At 49.9% G+C, this 17,423-nt stretch carries 17 protein-coding genes; 4 read left to right on the forward strand and 13 right to left on the reverse strand.

All coding sequences use genetic code 11. The annotated features are described in order from the left end of the window. Positions 1-58: 58 nt before the first annotated feature. The 6 genes from BLR50_RS02120 to BLR50_RS02145 form a co-directional block, all read right to left on the reverse strand. The gene (locus BLR50_RS02120) at positions 59-1,180 is read right to left on the reverse strand and encodes a D-alanyl-D-alanine carboxypeptidase family protein (protein ID WP_162840290.1); all 1,122 of its coding nucleotides are present in this window, start codon (positions 1,178-1,180) and stop codon (positions 59-61) included. Between the two features lie 140 nt (positions 1,181-1,320). Continuing rightward, positions 1,321-1,749: a GerW family sporulation protein gene (gene ytfJ, locus BLR50_RS02125; protein WP_092638024.1), complete on the reverse strand. Its 429-nt coding sequence runs from the start codon at positions 1,747-1,749 to the stop codon at positions 1,321-1,323. A gap of 70 nt (positions 1,750-1,819) precedes the next feature. Further along, positions 1,820-2,485 (reverse strand): DUF2953 domain-containing protein, encoded by a 666-nt coding sequence (locus BLR50_RS02130; RefSeq protein WP_092638026.1) that lies wholly within the window; start codon positions 2,483-2,485, stop codon positions 1,820-1,822. Positions 2,486-2,545: 60 nt separating this feature from the next. Next, complete coding sequence (gene scpB / locus BLR50_RS02135) at positions 2,546-3,127, reverse strand: SMC-Scp complex subunit ScpB (protein WP_092638028.1); 582 nt, start codon at positions 3,125-3,127, stop codon at positions 2,546-2,548. Positions 3,128-3,212: 85 nt separating this feature from the next. Further along, a complete protein-coding gene (locus BLR50_RS02140; RefSeq protein WP_092638030.1) occupies positions 3,213-3,974 on the reverse strand; it encodes a segregation and condensation protein A in 762 nt (253 codons plus the stop codon). A gap of 33 nt (positions 3,975-4,007) precedes the next feature. After that, positions 4,008-4,676 carry a site-2 protease family protein gene (locus BLR50_RS02145; RefSeq protein ID WP_092638032.1) on the reverse strand — a complete coding sequence of 223 codons (669 nt, stop codon included), beginning with the start codon at positions 4,674-4,676 and terminating at the stop codon, positions 4,008-4,010. Positions 4,677-4,985: 309 nt separating this feature from the next. Here BLR50_RS02145 and rpmB point away from each other — a divergent pair, with 309 nt between their 5' ends. Next, positions 4,986-5,174 carry a 50S ribosomal protein L28 gene (rpmB, locus tag BLR50_RS02150; protein ID WP_092638034.1) on the forward strand — a complete coding sequence of 63 codons (189 nt, stop codon included), beginning with the start codon at positions 4,986-4,988 and terminating at the stop codon, positions 5,172-5,174. Between the two features lie 94 nt (positions 5,175-5,268). Here rpmB and BLR50_RS02155 read toward each other — a convergent pair whose 3' ends face one another. Beyond that, a complete protein-coding gene (locus tag BLR50_RS02155) occupies positions 5,269-6,057 on the reverse strand; it encodes a Type 1 glutamine amidotransferase-like domain-containing protein (RefSeq protein WP_092638036.1) in 789 nt (262 codons plus the stop codon). Between the two features lie 155 nt (positions 6,058-6,212). On the opposite strand from BLR50_RS02155, the gene BLR50_RS02160 reads away from it, so the two are divergent. Next, positions 6,213-7,151, forward strand: a complete 939-nt coding sequence (locus BLR50_RS02160) for a metallophosphoesterase (protein ID WP_092638038.1) — start codon at positions 6,213-6,215, stop codon at positions 7,149-7,151. Between the two features lie 38 nt (positions 7,152-7,189). Here the strand turns inward: BLR50_RS02160 and BLR50_RS02165 are convergent, their stop codons facing one another. The 4 genes from BLR50_RS02165 to BLR50_RS02180 form a co-directional block, all read right to left on the reverse strand. Beyond that, positions 7,190-7,879, reverse strand: a complete 690-nt coding sequence (locus BLR50_RS02165) for a C39 family peptidase (protein WP_205408651.1) — start codon at positions 7,877-7,879, stop codon at positions 7,190-7,192. Positions 7,880-7,902: 23 nt separating this feature from the next. Further along, positions 7,903-8,709, reverse strand: a complete 807-nt coding sequence (locus BLR50_RS02170; RefSeq protein ID WP_242871669.1) for a class I SAM-dependent methyltransferase — start codon at positions 8,707-8,709, stop codon at positions 7,903-7,905. A gap of 20 nt (positions 8,710-8,729) precedes the next feature. Beyond that, positions 8,730-9,377, reverse strand: coding sequence for an SGNH/GDSL hydrolase family protein (locus BLR50_RS02175; protein WP_092638042.1), 648 nt, complete (start codon positions 9,375-9,377; stop codon positions 8,730-8,732). 214 nt (positions 9,378-9,591) lie between these two features. Beyond that, positions 9,592-11,139 (reverse strand): hypothetical protein, encoded by a 1,548-nt coding sequence (locus BLR50_RS02180; RefSeq protein WP_092638044.1) that lies wholly within the window; start codon positions 11,137-11,139, stop codon positions 9,592-9,594. A 490-nt stretch (positions 11,140-11,629) separates the two neighbouring features. On the opposite strand from BLR50_RS02180, the gene BLR50_RS02185 reads away from it, so the two are divergent. Next, the gene (locus BLR50_RS02185; protein WP_092638046.1) at positions 11,630-13,207 is read left to right on the forward strand and encodes a M23 family metallopeptidase; all 1,578 of its coding nucleotides are present in this window, start codon (positions 11,630-11,632) and stop codon (positions 13,205-13,207) included. 99 nt (positions 13,208-13,306) lie between these two features. Here BLR50_RS02185 and spoVG read toward each other — a convergent pair whose 3' ends face one another. Then, positions 13,307-13,609, reverse strand: coding sequence for a septation regulator SpoVG (gene spoVG / locus BLR50_RS02190; RefSeq protein ID WP_092638048.1), 303 nt, complete (start codon positions 13,607-13,609; stop codon positions 13,307-13,309). Between the two features lie 238 nt (positions 13,610-13,847). On the opposite strand from spoVG, the gene murC reads away from it, so the two are divergent. Continuing rightward, complete coding sequence (murC, locus tag BLR50_RS02195) at positions 13,848-15,248, forward strand: UDP-N-acetylmuramate--L-alanine ligase (protein WP_092638050.1); 1,401 nt, start codon at positions 13,848-13,850, stop codon at positions 15,246-15,248. A 151-nt stretch (positions 15,249-15,399) separates the two neighbouring features. Here the strand turns inward: murC and BLR50_RS02200 are convergent, their stop codons facing one another. Continuing rightward, positions 15,400-17,157: a DEAD/DEAH box helicase gene (locus tag BLR50_RS02200; RefSeq protein WP_092638052.1), complete on the reverse strand. Its 1,758-nt coding sequence runs from the start codon at positions 17,155-17,157 to the stop codon at positions 15,400-15,402. Positions 17,158-17,423 lie beyond the last annotated feature (266 nt).

Genomic DNA, 17,423 nt, shown 5'->3' on the forward strand with positions numbered 1-17,423 from the left:
AACGGGTTGTGCCGTACCTGTTTTTAATCTATGCTAAATATATATTATCACATCTTGTTTAATGAAGCCAGCCCATAATCATCTCCCACAGGGTGGGAACATCCTTATAGGCCACATCCTCGCCCGCATACAGAGGCACGGTTTGCACCACAATACCGTTTGCGGTGAATTCGATACAGCCAACCCTATCGCCCTTTTTGACCGGGGCATAGACAAACGGCGGGGTTTTCACCTTTCGGGCAAGACTTTTCAGGTCGTCCTCGGTGAGTGACGCCGTGGCGTTTTCCGGCGCTGTGAGATGCAGCGCGGACTTTTGCCCGCCCGCCACATCCAGGGTAATATCCTCAACATCGGTGTTCAGCTTCACACTTTTATAGTTGGCGAAACCATAATCATAGAGCACGGCATGGTCGCGCCAATCGTTACCGTCATTAAGCGTAACGCAGATAAGGCGCACGCCGTCCCGCTCCGCAGCCGAAACAAGGCAACGGTGTGCGGTATCGGTAAAGCCGGTTTTTACACCGATGCAGCCCTGATACTCCTTAAGCAGCTTATTGTGGTTGGTGAGCCAGCGCTCATACGGCGGGTTACCAAAGCTTACCTTGGCGGCGCTTCGCTTGCAGATATTCATAAATTCGGGGGTTTTAAATGCGTAGGTGGTTAAAAGCGCCAAGTCGTACGCGCTGGAGTAATGCTCCTTTGCGTCCAGCCCCGAGGGGGTAACATAGTGGGTATTCTTTAAGCCCAGCTGTTTTGCACGGGCATTCATACGCTCTACAAAGGAAGGAATGTCGCCGTCTATTCTTACCGCCGCGGCATTTGCAGCATCGTTGCCCGAGGGCAGCAGCATACCGTAAACTAGCGCGCGCATGGTAACGGTGTCGCCTTCCACCAGCCCCATACAGGAGCCTTCCACCTGAATAGCGTTGCTGTCTACCGTAAAGGGCTCATCAAGATTAGGGTATTCAAGCGCAAGCATAGCCGACATGATTTTGGTGGTGCTGGCGTTGGGCAGCCGGTCGTGCTCGTTAAGGCCATAGATTACCCTCATGGAGTTAGCCTCTACCAGTACGGCGGCCTTTGCAGTAATCTCGGGTGCCGCCACCGTTGTTGAAGCTGCCCTTGCACCGCTGAATGTTACCACGGTAGCAAGCACCGCAGCCGCTACATTTTTAAGCATATAATCCTTCAGCCTTCCTATCTGTTCAAAAATAAGACAGTAGGAGTATATGCACATCACAAAATGTTATACGCGGAGTTGGAGACGCTCTTAATAACTACAGGGAATATAGACGCTATAGGTTTCGCCCTCGTTCAACGCTACTGTGCATTCTCCGCCGCGTTCTGGGCACCCGGCTTTTCTTTATCCTTATCGCTCTTGGTAAATTGCCCCGCAAAATCGGTAATCTTATCAATCACCTCGGGCACAAGGTTGATGGCACGATCTACAGAGTTATTCTTCTCTACCAGCTGAATCATACGCACGTTTCCGCCGCTGATTACCAGAAAGGCCACCGGCGTAACCGAAAGCCCCGCCCCCGACCCGCCGCCGAAGTGGTCGCGTTCGGGGTTTTTGCCGCCGAAATCCGAGCCACCGGAGGCAAAGCCCATGTGTATCTTGGATACGGGGATAATCATGGTGCCGTCAGGGGTACAAATCGGATCACCGATTACGGTGTTGCCGTCCACCATGTCTTTAATCTTCTGTATGGTGGTATCCATCAGGCCTTTAATCGGGTGCTCGTTCATTTACAATCCTGTCCTTTCATAGGCGTGTCTCTGTTGGCGCCTGTGTAAATATATAAACCAATTTAAAATCTTAACCGCTGCTTTTCGCGGGCTGTGTACTCTGTTTTACATTCTCGCCTACAATCTTTTTAAAAATGAGCACCTGTATGAGCCGCCACCCGAAGGTGACAGATGCACGCAGCGCCGAGGCGGGCGTTAAGCTGACAGTCATTTTAAAATAGGTTTGGCTTTTTTCTCCATAATAATCGGGTGTTATCAGAATATCCGGGTCTTGCACCTTAAAGAAGTTCTTTAAATAGGCATAAAAACCATAAACATAGGCGTTTACCCTGCCTACCTCTACCGCAGTTTCGGCGGCATTCTCGCCCACTGTCTTCATGTAAAACGCGATATCGGTTAGCCGGATGCGCTTAAGCAGATGAATGAACGGCGCATGTACCGAGTCAAGCATTACCTTCACCATTTGTATGGTGTCTTTCAGGCTGCGTTTTTCAGGCTTTGCGGGCTCGGTGAGGGGTTTGCCCTTCTGGGCTGCGCGCTGCTCCTTTTTCAGCTTTTGTTGCTCGCGCTTTTCCTTTTTCTTCTGGTCGACGGGCAGTATTTTATATTTAAAGAAGGCATAGCGTGCCGTAATATGAAACACATCGTCCTTATATTCCAGCAGAACCTGCAGAGGGATGAAAAGGATAACCGCAATAAGCGCTATAATGGAACCAAAGATGATCCAGCCGGTCATGCCCTCCTCCTTCCTATGCGGTAACCAAAGCCGCCTTCGCTTACTTGCCGAACTATCTGTCTAGTCTTTTAGCGCCGAAGCAAACTCTGTTTGGAATTCGTCCTCCTCCACATGTAAATCGGGCTCCTCCTGCGGCAGGTCGTGCGAGATGGGCGGCAGGTCTTCCAGCGACTCCAGCCCAAAGCAGCGCAGGAAGTTTGCGGTGGTGCGGTAGGAAAGCGGACGCCCCGGCAAATCCAGCCGGCCTGCTTCTTCTATTAATGCCTTGGCGGCAAGGTTTGCCATTACGCCCGAGCTATCTACCCCGCGCACCTGCTCTACAAAGCTTTTGGTAACGGGCTGGTTGTAGGCCACGATGGCAAGTACCTCCATCGCCGCCTGTGAAAGCTGTACATTGCGGCTCGCATCCAGTGCCTTTTGGATTACCGGCCCGTACTGCGGACGGGTACATAGCTGATAGGCCGAGCCCAGCTTTAATACGGTAAATGCCGTGCCCTCCAGCCGGTCGCCAAGCGAGAAGACTACACGCTCCAAATCCTTGGGTGGTATCTCCAATGCCTCACACAGCTTGTCTTCCTCTACGGCGTCGCCGCTTGCAAAAAGTACGGCCTCCACGCGGTTTTCAAGCTCTCGCAGTTCCATGAATATCCCCAATCCGCCTGATGGCTTAACGAATAAAAGTAAAAAGAAGTCACTATATTATGGGTAGGTTTATACCAATGTAATACTAATTTGATTTAAGTACCAGTGTTTTTTCAGTTGTCTCTTCCGCCGAAGGCTCCGTGGCCTGACGGGTGTTTGCAAACCGCACCTCTTCGCAGTGCTCGTCCACCAGTACACGGCCAGACTTCACCAGCTCCAGCACCGCAAGGAAGGTGGCAACCAGCTCGCTGCGGTCGTCTGCCTCCTCAAACAGGGAGCGGAAGCGTACGGTGGTGTTGCGGTATAGCCGGCGCATGATATAAATAATCTTGGAGCCTACCGAAACCACGCGACGCTGCACAATGCCCGAAAAGGCCGAAACCGGTGGCGGCAGGCGGCGCAGGCTCTTGCCCGATACCCCCGCGTAGGCGCTTATCAGTTCCTTTATATCGTGGGTGAAACGATAGGTTTCATCAATCTCTACAGTAATAGGTTTAGGTGCAAATACAGAGCTGCCAATATAACCGGCTGAAAGCTCTGCTGCCACACGCTTAATCATGGCGTATTCCAGCAGCTGGCCGGTAAGCTCCTGCTTCAGCTGCTCGGCCTCTTCGTGGCGCGGCAGCAGCATGGCCGACTTGATATGTACCAACCGCGCGGCCATCTCTAAAAATTCGCTGGCAATCTCCATATCCTCGCGCCGCATTGCCTGAATGGCCTCGGAATACTGGGTTACCAGCTCGAAGATTGAGATATCGTATATATTCAGTTTATGCTTGGATATCAGGTATAAAAGCAGGTCGAGCGGGCCTTCAAAGCTCTCCAGCTTAAACGATATCTTTTCCATGCCGCTGCACCGCTCCTTGACGTTTACTGATGGTTAGTGAATAAGCCCCGCCAACAGGTTCACAGGCTGGGTGATAAAATCCAGGAAGTTCATCACCACACCGTTTACAATGCTAAGCGGGCGGGAAAGGATGCCGGTAAACAGCAGTAAGAATATAGCGATAGAGATATAACGCTCATACCGCATCAGCCCGAAATACGCCTTGTCGGGCAGAAAAAGCCCCGCTATACGCGAGCCGTCGAGCGGCGGGACGGGCAGCAGGTTGAATATGGCCAGTGAAACGCTGATATAGGTTAAGATATAAAATATCTGTATCAGGAAATGTCCCACGCCGGAATCATTGCCGCCGAAGAAGACTATCAGTACCTTAACGATAAGCATATACACCAGCGCCAACAAGAGGTTGGAGATTGGCCCCGCGGCGGCAACAACCGCCATGCCGCGCTTGGGGTTTTTAAACGCGCCCGGGTCCACGATCACCGGCTTGGCCCACCCGAAGCCGGTAAAGATCAGGCAGACAGTACCTATCAGATCGAGGTGGTGCAGCGGATTGATGGTGAGCCTGCCCATCTTGCGTGCGGTGGTGTCGCCAAGCTTATCGGCAATATAGGCGTGGGCGAACTCGTGTATGGGCAATATCGCAACAACCGCTAAAAGCTGTATTGCAATCTGCAAAAGGCGGCCAGACGAAAAATCGAACAAGAGAAAACCTCCATAGCTTTATAATCAAGTATCCGTGTGTATAACATAAGGGCGCAAAAATACCGCCCTGTTTTACCATAAAATTATTATAGATTGTAACCAAATAAAACACAAGTGCAAACCAATTTTGATAATATTAATTTTGCGTTAACGACTGTGGCGCTGATAAAAATACTGTATAATAATTTGAAGAGGCGAAGCAGTATAAGCGCGGCAAAATAAATTGTTTAAAAAGCTTGATTTTCTGAAAAATATTTGCTAATATAGTTCTGTTGACTTTTCGTAGGATTGTAAAGGAGGTGCTGCACCATGGCAAAATGCGATATCTGCGGAAAAGGTGTTACTTTTGGTATAAGGGTTTCCCACTCACATAGACGTTCCAACAGAACTTGGAAGCCTAATATCAAGCGTGTAAAGGCAATTGTAAACGGTACTCCGTGCCACATTTATGCATGCTCCCGTTGCCTGCGCTCAAACAAGGTTACTCGTGCGGTATAATTTACACCGTTGGGCTGACTAATCCACTTGCTTATTTAGTAAAATACTACCCGTTGTAACAGCGGGTAGTTTTTTATTATATCTGAATATTGTTTTAAAGGAAACGGCTTCTGGTTTTCTCGTAGTTATCAAGCACCACCATGTTATCACTGGTGCGGTACAGGCTTTTGAGGGGCGCCGGCTTTTCACTGGTCATATTGGTTATGTCTACATAGCTTTCATGCCCCATTACCCTGAGAAAGCCCTTCGTTTCGGCAAACGCCTGCGTATAATAGCTTCGGCCATCCACAAAGAACGCACAACCGCCACAAAGCCCAAAGCCGATGTTTTCGTTTTCCGCCATGGTAATGGCAAAGCCCTGCTGACGGTCCTCAAGCTCAAAGCCGGTGCAAAGCAGCCCGTTTACCAGCCCCAAGCCCTGCGCATTCAGCACCACCGGGGTATCGGTGCCAAGACCGCGCACGGCATCGATAAACCCGCCCTCAAACAGATAAACTGCACCCGTGCCTTCCCCTGCAACGACCGTATCGCGCTTAAACGCAGCCACAATCAGCTCGCCGATACCGCTTTTCTTGATATCATTGATGGCGCTGAAGTTTGGCCCATCCCCGATGAAGATCAGTTGTGCTTTATTAATAAGCTCAGCCGCATCCCCCTTGTCCGTTTCCTTCCCCGCGAGCAGCAGCGTATCAACAGTGCAGCCGAGCTGGTTTTCGTAAAGATTCTTTACCGCGTGGATGTACGCCTCGTTATTGCCCGAACAGAGCGGAATAAAAAGTACACGCGGATGGCTTGTCCCCGTCATGGTGACAGCCTTTTTATGCATATCTATAGAGTAAGACCTTGAGAATTCGTTATAACCGAAGGCAGCAAGCTTTCCCATAATCTTAACGTCCCTTCCCTGTTTTAGATGTAATATTAGAAAAGTGTAAGGGCCAATTACATTGTATACTTTTTATCCGGTTTAAGCAAGATATTCTGCCGTAGTTTACCATTTCAACGGGTGTGCCGTCCCGCCGAGGAAGGAAGTGTATATATTTGACTGCGAAGAAAAAAGGAATAGTATTCATCATTCTTCCGGCTGTACTAATTGTATTGGTGGTGATTGCTGCTGTGCTGATTCCTCCGTTTTTACGCATGCAAAACGATACGCTGGTAACCGAGCTGTTTGTTATAGAAAACGAGAAGATTCCTGCCGCCTTTGATGGGTTTACCCTTGCGCTTGTTACCGACCTGCACAGCAAGGAATTCGGGCCAAGCAACGAGCAGCTGATTCTCGCCATACAACAGGCAAACCCGGATGCCGTACTGGTGGGCGGCGATACGCTGAAGGCCAATGATAAAACCGACAGCGGGCAGGTGTTTTTAAGCCTGTGCAAAAATCTTACGAAAGAGTATCCTGTTTACGTGGTATACGGCAATCACGAGCAGCGCCGCTATGACCTTTCCAATATCGATTTCACCTATCAGCGTGAGATTGAGGCTGCGGGTGCAAAGGTGATTGCAGGGCAGAAGGTGCCCATTATCAGAGCGGGCGAAACCATCAACCTCTATGGATTAAACCTGCCGTATATATTTTACATGAGGCCCCGGGAGCAGAGCTTATTACGCTCCTTCTTCCCCAGTGACGAGCGGTATTTCAAGGTGGATATACAAAAGGTGTTGGGAGAGCCCGAAAGCGGAGAGTTTAATATCCTGCTTACCCACAATCCCATCAAATTCGCCGCATACGCAGATTGGGGCGCAGACCTTGTGCTGAGCGGACACGAACACGGTGGCATCATCCGGCTGCCGTTTTACGGCGGGCTGCTGACAAGATATGCCTCCACCGGTGATATGGTGCGGTATGACGCGGGGCTGTTTACGAAGGGCAGCTCGCAGATGATCGTCAGCCGTGGGCTAGGCAGCGCAGCAGTACCGTACCGTATCTTCAACAAGCCGGAGCTTGTAACAGTTACTCTAAAAGCAAAGCAATAAAAGTACGGGGTGCCGGTTTTATCTCGGCACCCCGCTTTCTATTGCATGATATAGATTGTATTCTTATTAAAATAACCTGACGCGAAGGCCAGCTTAAAGTAAAACTCCATGTTTTCGTAGCTCTCGTACCGCGTAGCCTTCAAAAAATCCTTCACCGTATAGGTTTCAACATAGCCGTAGGGGTTGCATACGGTTACCTTATCGTTTGGAATATCTAGCCCCGTGATGACAGCGTAGTGGAGCGTCCATACCGCAGTGTCTCCCTCACGATAGAGCGCTGCAAACTGGAACGGTACCGGTTTGCCTGCCGCAAGGCTGTTATAAACCATATCAATCAGTTTGGAATTGGTGAGGTTTACATGCCGTGTGGTGGTATAAGCGGGGATACAGCGGTTAATCTCCCGGCAAAAGCCTTCTTCGGTGGCGGTAGGAATTTTATCGCCATACCGCCGCTCAAGCTCCTGCTCGGTGACGGGGGTACCTGCCCAGCTGGATACCATCTCGATACTGGCGTAACCGCAGGTAACCTGCTGCTTGATAACCTGAATACCATCCACGGAAACAGGGGATTGGTATTTTGCGTTTGAATATACCGCGCTGATATCGTCGTTTATGATAGAATCCAAAACGGCCTGCTTTACAAACAGCCCGCCAAAGGCCAGTACCAGTACACCTAGGATAATGCCCGCAGTTACAAAAACTCTTTTGCGCATATTTTTGCTTTTCATTCTGTCACCTATTCTACTGATTGTCATTTTACGCCAATACGCATACGGTAGCAAAAATCAATAGAAAAAGTCGTATGCTTAAAAGTTGACTTTACTACCTCTTTATATTTCTCAAGCTGTACTAAAATCTCTTCGGGCGCATGTTTAAGCACCGTCTGAAGCCCGCCTTGGCTCATTACAAGCCCAACCATACGCGCGGCATCGCATTGCTCGCTGTTGGCAAACACCAGTTCGCGAACGTAGCGAAAATACCCGCTCTTTTTGATGTTGTTCAAGTGTTCATCCTTGCCAAAGCGTACAAAGGTATCTTTAACAGCAGGATGTGTCTGTTCCAGCTCCAGCACCCGCTGCGTAAGCTCTTGGTAGGCAAGCTCCGCCGCAACGCCGCACACCGGCGGCCAATCGTTATCCACCGTCGCGAATATCCCGCCGGGTTTTAAAACACGGTTAACCTCCGCTAAGGTATCGGCAGGGTTCATCCAGTGAAACGACTGTGAGCATACCACCGCATCGACGCTGCCGGCATCAAGCCCCGTATCATGCGAAAAAGCCTTGATAAACCGGACTTGTTCACTCTCCCGCCGGCGTGCGAACGCGAGCATATCCTCGCTTGCGTCAATGCCGATAACCCGTGTGCAATGGCCCAACCAAGCGAGAATTGAAAGCCCCGTGCCGCAGCCTAAATCCACCACTGTATCGGGCCTTGAACCGAGGTAACGTTCAATGACGTCCGGCACATAGTCTGGCATTGCAGGGCGTGCTGTATCATAAATCTGCGCAATCCCTGTAAAACGGTCGGCATTAAGATTATAGCTTTGCTGCATCGCCATTCGCTCTCCTTGTTGTTCTATTACTCGGCGGCAAAAGCCTCAATCCACCGATCGGCTATCAACGCATGGCCGATCGGGGTGGGGTGAACGCCGTCTACCGTATAGTAAAGCGGGCCCTCGCCTGTTTTTTTCATCTCTTCGTCAAAGACCTCCTGCAGATCGATAAACCGTGCGGAATACTCCTGAGCCAGCTTTCTCACTACCGCCCGCTTGGGGTCGAGGTCGGCATGCCACTCCGCTTTGTCGGGCTCATTCTCCAACACAAAGGGCGCCAGTAAAATCAGCTTGGTCTGCTTCCGTACGGCAAGCACCTCGTTAAGCAGTTCGCGGTAGATTTCCTCAAAGCGCTCCACGGGGCTGTGCAGGCCCATATCAAACAACCGCCAGGTATCGTTTACACCTATGTAGATTGATACAATGGTCGGGAACGGGTATAGCTCGGTGCAGTCGCGCTTAAACCGACGCTTCAGATCAGAGATGCGGTTACCGGAAACGCCTCGGTTCAGGCACTGGATATTATGCTGCGGCAATAATGCCCCGAGCTTTTGGCTTACAGCAAGCGGGTAACCTTCACCAAGGCTGTTTAACCTAAAATAGCTGCGGCCCGTATCGGTGATGCTATCCCCCTGAAATAGTACTATCTCGTTCTTATCAAAATCATATTGCATGTCTATCTCTCCTTCTTGTCATAACTTATTCCAAGGCTCAGATTGATTATACCATAATGCTTGATATTATAGTATAATCCCAATTTTGAAGCAGGCTGAGCAAAGAACGCCGGCCCAAAACATTCCTTGATATTATACCACAAAAATGCACCGCAGCTTTTCCCTTATTTGCCGCAGTGCACCTTATAATAGACGAAACTCCCAGCTTTGCTTATTACCGTATGGTAAATGCCGCTCCGTAACTGGGGTGCCAAACAATCTTTTCTCCGCTTAAGGGGGAGGTTCCCTCCCAAAATCCGGTGGCGCTGTTCCACACCCAGTCACCCGACATTGTGGGTGAAAGACCGGTTGGTTCCGGCTTACCTGCGTAACCGGACTTCCATATCTTTGTGCTGCTGCCCGGATAGGTAAACTGCCCGCGTTTCGGGGTTCTTATAATGGTTTTGGGAAGGCTCGGCTCGGATGCCGTCTCCACCGTTTCAGGAAGATAGTCGCCGTTTTCAAGGCGCTTCTGCTGCTGCGTTTGGTATTCTGCTGCCGCAGTATTTTCGTCGATTACCCGAACCGGCTTATCAGTTAGTTCACTGCCCAATAGCTGCTCTGTCAAGCCCGAATAGTAAGGATCGGTGAGCACATGCAGCGTTTTGGTACCATCGTCCATAGTAAGTCTTGCACCAAACATAATATGCACCGCTTCAAGCGACAGGCTCAAGGCGCCGTTTTCGTCCGCCAGCAGGGGGGTAATCTCCTCCAGCTTGCCGGTAAAGGAGTCATACACCGTAATCTTCTGGTTTGGGATAAGCTCTTTGGCTTCAAACACAGGGTTTAAGCCCATCTCATTTAATGGGCCTGTGTAAAGGCTTTTCGACGCATTCTCAAAGCCGTAATAGTCCAGCGTTTCGGGAATTCCCGTATGGGAGGTTTTTCGCGGCAGAGCCAGTGAATGCACATCCAGCAGAAAACCGTTATTACCGTCAAAATAAATTGACAGGATGTCAGTATGTACTACCGGAACGTAGCTTACGCCGCTGATCATCACGCTTTCTTTGGCCTGCGAATAGATCATTTTTGCGTCATCCAGCGTTTTTAGCCCGAAGAATGAGAGCGGAAGGTTCAGTGTAGTGCTGTTTAGTGCCTCAGCAGCAAAACCGGCGTTTATAATGACATTGTTATAGTCTACAGCCGTACCTGTTATCGGTAAAAAGTTTGAGATATCCTCAAACGAGATCAGTACGCCATTCTCATCATACAGCTGTCTGCCGTCCAGCTCAAGTACATCGCGCATAAGCTCCGTATTATACAGCGGATTGTCGGGGTCTTCGAGGTTTTTGGTTTCTTCGGTATCCTTTACATATACCACGTTGCCGCCCGAGAAGATAAATCTTCCCTTCTCATCCTCATAAAGTGTGTGCCCCGTAGGAAGGATGATATTGGTGGAGGTCGCCTTACTGTCGCTAATATAGGCAACCTGAAAATTAAAAATCTCACGGTGGTTTTCAGTGGCATAACCCAACAGCAGCTTAAGTTGAGCCTCGTTCAGTGCTCCAACTGCCGGGTAAAGCGTAATATCCTTGAGCGACATAATCGAAGAAGAAACCGCCGATGAGGTCGGCACATTGGATGAGCCGCTGCTCAAGGTGGCTTGGCCGCCTAAAACCGTTGTGCCTGCAATGCTCTCAACCAACGTACAACTACCAAGCAGGCATAAGAACAACGCAACAAGTATGATTATAATAACGAATGTCTTTAAGTAAAACTTCATTGGGTACCTCCTTTTCCTTACATTTCAACAAGCAAGTCCGGAACCTGAACCAATCTCCGGCAAGTCATTATAATAATTGATTTATGCATATTTTTGTTCAAAAAATCGCTTGGGTATGCCGTTTGCAATATCCTGCAGCAATTCTGGCATCATTTTAACAACACAGCCGCATTTTTGCAAGCCTATCCACCATCTTTATGAAAAGTGGGTAAAAATTTTATAAAAAAAGCGGAAGCGCTTGCCAATTCCTACAGGAGATTTATTAAATCACATTCAAAAGAATTGTCGCAATATGACAAGATACTGATTTCTCTTTGAAGGCGGTTTGTATGTTTATCACTTTTTATCCGTTCTTCGGGTAACAGAAATCTGATTTACTTATGTGCTTTGCTATGGTAAAATAGAAGTTAAATAATACTAATTCCAATAAGAAGCGGTACTTCTGCTGTAACTTATTTAGGCCGATCTGTTCGGCGGATTGGGGTTATCCATGGTCAAACGCATAATCAGCGCTTTGCTTGCGGCAGGGTTGTTGCTGCTGCCGCTGAGCGGATGCTCTATTTTAAAACTAAATAAAGCTTTTGACAGTTCGGCGGTAGTTTCGGCTACCTTTATTTATGGCAAAAGCAGTGTGCTGATCTCTGACAGCGGCGCCATTGCACAGCTGGCCGCCGTTGTGAACAGCGGGCACCCCGTGACCGTTGATACACTGAATGTTTCTACGCCGCTTGTTCAGATAAGCACCGTGGGTAGGGGCGACCGTGTGCAAACGCTCAGTATCTATGATTTTGCGGCGGAAAGCGGGTACGCCTATATCCTTACACAGGACGGCACCTATTATGAAGTAAATCGGGCCGAGCTTTTTAAGCTGCTCTCCGGCGACAGTTTCAGCGCCCTTTACTCTGAGCACAGCCTGCCCTCCGCTACCATCAGCGCAGAAGGCAAGCTGGGCGAGCTGCTGCCAAGCGACGGCGTATGGAGCTACAAGCGGTTTGACGGCAATTTTTACGATGCCCCTCCGCTAACACCCCCACAGCCCTATAAATATGTAATCACTACCCCCGCTTCGCCCGATATTACCTTTTCGTTAGCTCCAACCTCTGTTACAGTAAAGGTGGTGCACAAGGGCAAGGAGCTGTTTTCGGGCAGTCTGGAGGAATTCAAGGGCTTTAAAATGTCCTCCGGCGGGCGGTATGAGTATACTGTAAACGCAGACTGGAGCGAGGCCGCCTTAAAGGAGCTTCGCGGTAACGCGTTGTACACCTTCTGCATTGATTATAATCCCGCCGCAAGCTTTGAACTGAGCGCCACCGAAAGTGACCCCGGTGAGACGCTGGTAATCTACGCGCGCGGGCTTGCGGGCAAGCAGATTACGGTGAATTCCCCGTTTAAATTTGAACCCGAGTTTTTTGATTATGATGATATGCGTGTCTGCCTGTTCCCGCTAAGCTACTTAAACGCAGCCGGAACCTACACGCTGGAGCTGAATGCCGAAAGCGCCTATGCGAAGTATGCGATTACGCTAAAGGATAAAAAATTCGAGATACAGGAACTGACGGTAGACAGCAAAACCGCAAACAGTACCATTAAAAGTGACGAGGCCAATGCGGAGTTTACGAAGGTTATTCAGCCGCTCAAGGCAGTGCGGGATAAGGAGAAGTATTTTCAGGGTAAATTCATTATGCCTGTATCAGGAGAGATTACTACCGAGTTTGGCTCCGCACGCAGCATTAACGGCACCCTCTCGGAACGGCACAGCGGCATTGATATTGCCGCAAAGCGTGGTACCAAGGTGAAGGCCTCGGGGGCCGGACGTGTGCTGTATGCGGGTATGCTGAAGCTAACCGGCAACACCGTACTCATCGAGCACGGCTTTGGATTAAAAACGTGGTATTACCATATGGACTCGCTCAATGTGAAAACCGACGATAGGGTGCAGCAGGGCGATGTTATTGGCAAAGTAGGCTCCACCGGTTTTTCCACCGGGCCTCATCTGCACTTTGCAATGTCGGTAAACGGCGTGTTCATCAACCCGAATACCGCAATTAAGAATGTACTAATTGATTAACAAAACACAATGCCCCGAAGGGTTTTGCCCTCGGGGCATTTGTACGGTGCCGTGTTGCTTTGCTTTAGTTACAGGACATTCGAGAAACTAAGTCTTGTATTATAACTGGGGGGCTTCACCTGTGTTCTGCTCTTCCTGCGCGAGCTTTTCAATGTGGCTGTGATACTCCTTGAGTATCTCGTCCTCCAGCTTCTTTCTGGCTTCAACGGTTATAGGATGCACTACATCTCTGAAAACTCCATTCTCCTCCTTGCGGCTCGGCATAGCAACGAAAAACCGTTCAGGCCCTTCGATTACCTTGATATCGTGCACGGCAAGGTCGGAGTCTATTGTCACCGAAACAAGCGCGCGGAGCCTGCCCTCGTTGTAGATTCTGCGGATTTTGATTTCTGTAATATTCATAATGTTAACTCCTCCTACAGTCTTATTATCAGTCGTCCCGCTGCTTCTTATACAGGTATTGGTATAAATTTTTCATAAAAGCAAAAAAAGTGTTTATTTTATCGGGCACACGCAATATAATATTTGATGTTAGCGCTTGAAATATACTTTGTTGCATTGTTAGTTTTAAGGTACTTTTTCTAGTAAAAAACGACAGTCTTTTTAATAACAAGCGGTTTAGAAAGGGATGGTTCTTGCTATGCAGAGGGACATTAGTACGATTGAGATAGACGAAAGCATATTAAGTGGTAAAACGCATGTTCATTTTATTGGAGTAGGCGGTTCTGGGATGTTCCCGTTGGTACAGATTTTGCTTGCTGAAGGCTTTTGTATCAGCGGTTCGGATAACAACGAAACCGAGACTCTTGCCATTGAGCGCGGCTTGGGGGTTGAGGTGTTCATGGGGCATAGCCCAGAAAACCTGAAGGGTGCCGACCTGGTGGTATATTCTGCGGCGATTATGCAGGATAACCCCGAGCTGATGGCAGCGCGCGAGCAGGGGATTTTAACCATTGAGCGCTCCATTCTTTTGGGGCTTATCACCAAACGGTACGGCAACGCGCTGTGTGTTTCGGGTACGCATGGCAAAACCACCACAACCTCGATGCTGACGCAGATACTTTTTGAGGCGGGCCTGGACCCTTCTGCGGTAATCGGCGGCAAGCTTCATGCCATCGGTGGCAGCGGCAGGGCCGGACATAGTGAATTAATGGTGTGCGAGGCCTGCGAGTTTGTTGACACGTTTTTAAAGCTGTTTCCCGATACCGCAATCATTCTGAACATAGATAACGACCATCTGGATTACTTCGGCACCGTTGAAAATACCATCAAATCGTTTCATCAGTTTGCCAAAAAGGCTACAAAGCTGGTAATCGTTAATGGGGATGATGCAAACTCCATGAAGGCGGTGGAAGGACTTAAGACAGAGATCATCACCTTTGGGCTAAAGGAGCACAACGACTACCGTGCTGAGAACATTATACACAGTGACGGGCGCGAGCGTTACAATACATCTTTTGACTTGGTATACAAAGGGCAGCTTGTTGCACACATTGTGCTGCACGTGCCGGGCGTACACAATGTTTATAACGCGATGGCAGCGGCGGTTTCGGCAATAAGCGCAGGAGCTTCTCCTTTGCAGGCAGCGGAAGGGCTTTCGCATTTTAAGGGCGCGGGCAGGCGCTTTGAGATACTGGGGCATGTGAACGGCGTTACGATTGCCGACGATTATGCCCATCACCCCGCCGAGCTTACCGTTACCCTGCGCGCAGCCAAGAGCATGGGCTACAAAAAGGTGTGGGCGGTATTCCAGCCGTTTACCTTTTCGCGTACCTACCTACTGCTGGAGGACTTTGCTCAGGCACTCTCGATAGCCGACCGCGTGGTGCTCTCCCCCATTATGGGTTCACGCGAGGTGAACACCTACAATATCTATTCGACAGATCTTGCCGAAAAAATAGGGGGTTGTGTGGTACAGGACAGCTTTGAACAGATTGCAGATTATGTGCTGAAGAATGCGGAAGAGGGCGACCTTGTAATCACCCTTGGCTGCGGTGATATCTACAAGGCGGCAAAGCTGATGCTAAAATCGGCAGAATAACCCGCAGGTTTGAAAATCCACCTAAAACACCGGATTGCTACCCTTATGGTAAGCAAGTCCGGTGTTCTTTTTGTGATAAACTTGTATATAATTTATGAATAATCATTTCGGTTGGAAAACGCTGTTTATCCTGTAAAAATAATGTATCAGCTTAGCGGTCATACTTTTTTCGATATTCACGATCCTGCCGCTGGTTATACGGCTTATTGTAGGGCCTGCGATTACCGTCGCCTCTAGGCTTGGAATAGGATGATTGCTGGCCCATATCGCGCGGAGCCTCCACCGTAGTGGTCATGCGGCCGTTAATCTTGCAGCTTTGCATGGCGGTAAGCACCATATCTTTGTGCTCTGCAGGTACCTCCACAAGGGTGTACTTATCAAAGATGCGGATGCTGCCGATGATACGCCCAGGCAGGCCGGTTTCGCCCGCGATAGCGCCCACCACATGATTGGGAGCGATTCCTGCGGCGCTCCCCGCATTAATCATCAGTCGCACCATATTTTCGTTGCGGCGGTAGTTGGAAGACGGTCTGCTCTCCGCACGGTCGCTCTCGAAATTATAGGAGTTCGGTCGCAGTGCGGCTTCATCCAAGCCGTCGTCCTTCTGCATACCGCGGCTGCCCATCAGCATACCGATTAACGCTGCCGAGATGTCGGCGAGGGTGCTTCCCTCTTCCAGCAGCTGGTCGATGATACCCATATAGCGGGAGTTGTCGTTTTCCTCCATCGCGCGGCGCAGCTCATCGGCAAACTTGTTAAGCCTGCTCTCCATAATCTCGCTCTGCGAGGGCAGTGCCTTAAACTCAATCTTGGCCTTGGTAAACCGCTGGATATCCTTCATCACGAATACCTGGCGCCTGCCGCACACGAGCGTAAAGGCGCGCCCGCCCTTGCCCGCTCTGCCGGTACGGCCGATGCGGTGCACATAGTATTCCTCATCCTGTGGGATATCGTAGTTAAATACCGCGTCGATGTCATCTACGTCGATACCGCGTGCCGCAACGTCGGTTGCCACCAGAATGTCGGTGCGCCGCGCCTTAAACTTATCCATAACCTGTGTTCTGGCGGCCTGCTTCATATCGCCGTGCAGCCCCTCGGCCTGATAGCCGCGGGTTTGCAGCTCGCCAACAAGGTCATCCACCATCTTCTTGGTGTTGCAGAACACCATCGAAAGCCTGGGGTTATACAGATCAATGATGCGGCAGAGCACGTCGGTTTTGCGGCCCACGGGTGCTTCGTAGTAAAACTGCTCGATGGTGGGTACCGTCAGCTGCGGGTGCGGAATACGGATGAGCTGCGGGTCGCGTTGATAGTTCTTGGTGATGGCGATAATCTCTGGCGGCATGGTAGCCGAAAAGAGGACAGTCTGCCGCTCGGCGGGCACCTCGGAAAGGATGGTCTCAATATCCTCTCGAAAGCCCATGTTCAGCATTTCGTCGGCTTCGTCGAGAATTACCATCGAAAGCGAATCAAGCTTTAAGGTTCTGCGGCGCATATGGTCCATTACACGCCCGGGGGTGCCAATAACAATCTGCGCACCCTGCTTGAGCTGAAATATCTGGCGCTCAATGGGCTGACCGCCGTAGATGGGCACAGCCTTGATGCCCTGCTTATATTTTGCGAACTTGCGCATCTCGTCGCACGCCTGCACCGCTAGCTCACGCGTGGGGCAGAGCACCAGCACCTGCACCTGACGCGAAAGCTCGGGTTGTATCTTCTCGATGGCGGGTATACCGAAAGCGGCAGTCTTGCCTGTACCGGTCTGCGACTGACCGATGATGTCCTTGCCTTCCATAATCATGGGTATGCTCTGCGTCTGGATGGAGGTGGCCTCTTCAAAGCCCATCTCCGCCACCGCGTTTTTAACCTCATCCGAGAGGTTCATCTGCGAAAACAATACTTTTTCCATGTGTGTTTGTATCAAACCTTTCATTACTGGCGGGTGCGATTATTTTGCGCACCAAAACATAGCCTTACTATAGCCGCAAAGCCCTCTTCCCATACACCGTAATAAAAAGCCTTAAACGAACGTTGGCCAAACCTTAGCCTAAAACCGTTGCACACGCTGCTATCTGGCGGAAAGCTCTGCTGCATATACTTATTTCAATCTGACAAATAGTTCCTCAAATTGAAGTGAGTAGTTTTATACTATCATTGTTTACTTTCTGCCCCTAT

Source organism: Acetanaerobacterium elongatum (assembly GCF_900103835.1).
Taxonomy (GTDB): Bacteria; Bacillota; Clostridia; order Oscillospirales; family Ruminococcaceae; genus Acetanaerobacterium; species Acetanaerobacterium elongatum.

Excerpts from the sequence above, each read along its gene's own strand:
- BLR50_RS02120 (WP_162840290.1), bottom strand. The coding sequence starts at position 1,180 with ATGCTTAAAAATGTAGCGGCTGCGGTGCTTGCTACCGTGGTAACATTC.
- ytfJ (WP_092638024.1), bottom strand. The coding sequence starts at position 1,749 with ATGAACGAGCACCCGATTAAAGGCCTGATGGATACCACCATACAGAAG.
- BLR50_RS02130 (WP_092638026.1), bottom strand. The coding sequence starts at position 2,485 with ATGACCGGCTGGATCATCTTTGGTTCCATTATAGCGCTTATTGCGGTT.
- scpB (WP_092638028.1), bottom strand. The coding sequence starts at position 3,127 with ATGGAACTGCGAGAGCTTGAAAACCGCGTGGAGGCCGTACTTTTTGCA.
- BLR50_RS02140 (WP_092638030.1), bottom strand. The coding sequence starts at position 3,974 with ATGGAAAAGATATCGTTTAAGCTGGAGAGCTTTGAAGGCCCGCTCGAC.
- rpmB (WP_092638034.1), top strand. The coding sequence starts at position 4,986 with ATGGCAAAATGCGATATCTGCGGAAAAGGTGTTACTTTTGGTATAAGG.
- BLR50_RS02155 (WP_092638036.1), bottom strand. The coding sequence starts at position 6,057 with ATGGGAAAGCTTGCTGCCTTCGGTTATAACGAATTCTCAAGGTCTTAC.
- BLR50_RS02165 (WP_205408651.1), bottom strand. The coding sequence starts at position 7,879 with ATGAAAAGCAAAAATATGCGCAAAAGAGTTTTTGTAACTGCGGGCATT.
- BLR50_RS02170 (WP_242871669.1), bottom strand. The coding sequence starts at position 8,709 with ATGGCGATGCAGCAAAGCTATAATCTTAATGCCGACCGTTTTACAGGG.
- BLR50_RS02175 (WP_092638042.1), bottom strand. The coding sequence starts at position 9,377 with ATGCAATATGATTTTGATAAGAACGAGATAGTACTATTTCAGGGGGAT.
- BLR50_RS02180 (WP_092638044.1), bottom strand. The coding sequence starts at position 11,139 with ATGAAGTTTTACTTAAAGACATTCGTTATTATAATCATACTTGTTGCG.
- BLR50_RS02185 (WP_092638046.1), top strand. The coding sequence starts at position 11,630 with ATGGTCAAACGCATAATCAGCGCTTTGCTTGCGGCAGGGTTGTTGCTG.
- spoVG (WP_092638048.1), bottom strand. The coding sequence starts at position 13,609 with ATGAATATTACAGAAATCAAAATCCGCAGAATCTACAACGAGGGCAGG.
- murC (WP_092638050.1), top strand. The coding sequence starts at position 13,848 with ATGCAGAGGGACATTAGTACGATTGAGATAGACGAAAGCATATTAAGT.
- BLR50_RS02200 (WP_092638052.1), bottom strand. The coding sequence starts at position 17,157 with ATGGAAAAAGTATTGTTTTCGCAGATGAACCTCTCGGATGAGGTTAAA.